General features: G+C 51.2%; 3 protein-coding genes and 1 pseudogene. All 4 read right to left on the bottom strand.

Annotated features, from left to right (window positions below):
- Window positions 1-143: pseudogene (locus AC1DVH_RS28035) on the bottom strand (outer membrane porin, OprD family); the annotation flags it as partial.
- Window positions 144-421: 278 nt separating this feature from the next.
- Window positions 422-2,074: an AMP-binding protein gene (locus AC1DVH_RS28030; RefSeq protein ID WP_477756526.1), complete on the bottom strand. Its 1,653-nt coding sequence runs from the start codon at window positions 2,072-2,074 to the stop codon at window positions 422-424.
- A complete protein-coding gene (locus AC1DVH_RS28025) occupies window positions 2,071-2,817 on the bottom strand; it encodes a nitroreductase (RefSeq protein WP_477756525.1) in 747 nt (248 codons plus the stop codon). Before AC1DVH_RS28025 ends, AC1DVH_RS28030 begins: the two co-directional genes overlap by 4 nt.
- 45 nt (window positions 2,818-2,862) lie before the next feature.
- On the bottom strand, window positions 2,863-3,450 hold a 588-nt coding region (locus tag AC1DVH_RS28020), incomplete at its 5' end, for an MFS transporter (RefSeq protein ID WP_477756524.1).

Genomic DNA, 3,450 nt, shown 5'->3' with positions numbered 1-3,450 from the left:
GTGCCATCACGGTTGTCGTTATTGAAGTAGAAGTTCCTCATTCCCAAGGTAGCTTTGCTATCACTTAGGAAGTCAGCAAACGCCTGGCCACTCAGGGCAATGCTGCCAAACACCAAAGTTGCAGAAATTTTCTTTACGCTCACTTATAACGCTCCGATTTTTTTATATTTGTAAGTAACAGAAGCAACAAGGAAATCTTCCAAGCCAACGCAACACACACGAACCCAACGCAGAGTTCGCTCACGCGAATGCATCAACTGAATATGCGCAAATTGCTCAACACTTCAGGCACCTTTTATTTGTTTGTAGTGCGTATGTTTTTTACTACCTAATTGGTAGCGCCGTGCGAGTTATATCTGCGAACCAAAATTTTCATCCATACCAAACAACTCAGTTCCCCCTGGGGTGAGCTGAATACGCTCTAGCCATTTGAAGCTAAACGGACAATTGCATCGCGACTGCCTGCTTGCTCTCGAAGTAAAAACTTCTGGATTTTCCCAGTCGCAGTTTTTGGCAACTCCGTAAAGATCACTCTGCGAGGGCATTTGAATCGAGCAAGACGGGCCTGGCAGAACACAATTATTTCTGCCTCGGTGGGAGGTTCAATACCACTTTTTAGTTCGACAAACGCGCAAGGAACTTCCCCCCATTTGTCATCAGGCTGAGCGACGACTGCGGCATGTAAAACAGCAGGATGACAATGGATGGTTTCTTCGATCTCTACGGACGAGATATTCTCCCCTCCTGAAATAATGACATCCTTGCAACGGTCGGTAATTTGTACATAACCGTTGGGGTGCACAACTGCTACATCACCAGTATGAAACCAGCCGCCTTCAAAGGCTTTTCGGGTTGCGCCTTCATTCTTCAGATAACCCATCATCACGGTGTTGCCCTTGAGCAGCAGCTCACCCGTTGTTTGGCCGTCTTTTGGTACTGGCTGCATAGTTTCGGAGTCAGCGACCATCAAGCCTTCGAAGGCTGCCGCACGAGCCCCTTGGCGTACACGGAAAGCGCCTTGCTCACTCGGTGTTAAATCGTCCCAGCCGTCTTGCCATACGCAGCTAATCGGGGTGCCGGAAACTTCAGTAATCCCATAAACGTGGTCAACGTCGAAGCCTCGTGAGACTACGGCGTTGAGTACTGTGGCCGGAGGTGGGGAACCAGCAGTCAGCACTCGAACCGGAGTTTTAAGCGGAGGACGGTCTGCGGCGTTCGCAATCATGGCCATAACAATAGGCGCCGCACAGAAGTGGTCGACACCATAGTTATCTATCGACTCAAACACCGTCTCTGCGGAAACTTTTCTCAGGCACACGTGCGTGCCGGCCGCCGCAGTGATAGCCCACGCAAAACACCATCCGTTAGCGTGGAACATAGGTAGTGTCCACAGGTAACGAGGAGCCCGAGAAAGCGGCCAGTTAGTCATCTGCAGCATACTCATGAGGTATGTGCCGCGATGGCTGGCGACGACACCCTTTGGATCGCCGGTTGTACCTGAGGTGTAGTTGAGCGCTATCGGCTGCCACTCGTCACTGGGCCATACGCCCTCGAAATCAGGATTACCGCTGCCGATGAACGTTTCGTAATCGATGTCTCCAATGCTTTTGCAAATGGGCGCCAGGTGATCATTGATGTCGATGACCATAGGGCGGTGCTCAAGGAGTCCAAGAGCGGCATCAGCCAGTGCAGCAAACTCTCGATCCACCAAGAGGAGCTTGCATTCCCCATGACGAAGTATGAATGCCACTCCTTCAGCATCCAGGCGGTAGTTAACTGTATTCAGTACCGCGCCGCAGAGGGGTATCCCAAAATGCGCCTCGAGCATGGCAGGGGTATTGGGGGACAGAATTGAAACGGTGTCTCCCGAACCCATGCCTTTTTCGGAAAGTGCTGAGGCCAGGCGATAGCACCGTTCGCGAGTTTCACTCCAGGTTCTGCGTAGTTCACCATGAACTACAGCTATCCGATCCGGGTGCACAAGTGCTGCGCGATCTAGAAAACCAAGTGGAGTCAGGGGCAAATAGTTTGCCTTGCAGTGATCAAGCCCATTCTCATAAGCACCAGGTTTCATGGTGTTGTCTCCTTATTATTGTGATGAAAAGTGGAAAACGCGCTCACCGGCTCCCGATCAGTAACCAAGGTGTTCTCAATACTGGTCTCGTCGGCGTATCCAAGACTCATTCCGCAAACCAGCATCTGGTCAGCGGGGATAGCAAGGACCTCCGAAATAACGTGGTGATATTTCAAAAAGGCTGCTTGTGGGCAGGTGTGCAACTTCCTTCCTCGCGCCGCAACCATCACGGCCTGCAGAAACATTCCGTAGTCAAGGAGACTCCCCTCCTTTAACACTCGATCAATGGTAAAGATCAAGCCGACTGGTGCATCAAAAAAATGGTAATTGCGACCGTGTTGCGCATGCATCCGCTGCTTGTCACCCTTTGCAATTCCCAGCAATCCATAGAGTTCCCAACCTACTTTCCTTCTCCGATCCACGTATGGCGAAGTCCATTCGCGTGGGTAATATTCGTATGYGTCTTCAAGGTTGTTGCTGAGTGACGGATTGTCGTCAATTTCCGCGATGGCGCATGAAAGCTGAGTCTTTGCTTCTCCAGTGACAACATGGACGCGCCAAGGCTGCATGTTCACTCCCGTTGCGCAGAATCGAGCGATATCAAGGATCGATTCAATTTCTTCGCGTGGCACAGGAGTGGGCAAAAAAGCCCGAATGCTGCGTCGTGAAGCTATCGCCCAATCAACCGTTTGGCTAAGCAGTTCAGACGATACTGGCGGTTGGGATAAGCGATTCGTTTTCATGCGTTAGAGTCCACGGATTCAGTTACAGGCGGAGGCATCACGGTATTAGCTAGACAGGGCTGGGGCCTTTCTGACTTGAGTAGAGTCTGCGCGCGACTGGTTAATCATGGTGACTGCGGCAGCGCCAATAAGACCAGCAAGGCTGATAGCCATGAAGTTTTTCTCAAGCGGAAGGTTTAGTGATACCAGCCAGCCGATGAGGATAGGTGCGACGATAGCGCCAATTCTTCCTACACCAGACGCGAAGCCAACGCCGGTTGAACGAATCGATGACGGGTAGAAATCCCCAGCGTACGCATAGGCCAACAGCTGGGTACCAAGAGTCGATGCCCCGACAGTGAACACCACTGGAAATAGCAAAGTTGTTGAGCGCGTATAACCCAAAATTGTTAGAGCAATTGCTCCTACGATATAAAAGCAGACCAGTACGTGTTTGATGTTTAGCTTGTCGCTCAACCATCCTCCGCCAATTGCACCGGCGATGGCCCCCACATTGAAAACAATCACAAAGTTCAACGCGGAGCCAAGACTGAACCCAGCCATCGCCATAAGCTTGGTCAACCAGGAGTTAAGGGCGTACACCATGAAGAGGCCGGTCATGAACGCAGCCCAAATCATTACGGTGCTAAAGCC

The organism is Pseudomonas sp. P4_C3, assembly GCF_056402075.1.
This window is presented reverse-complemented; position numbering and strand designations above follow the sequence as displayed.

What these genes read in the sequence shown, in the direction of transcription:
- AC1DVH_RS28030 (WP_477756526.1), bottom strand. Translation starts at nt 2,074, where the DNA reads ATGAAACCTGGTGCTTATGAGAATGGGCTTGATCACTGCAAGGCAAAC.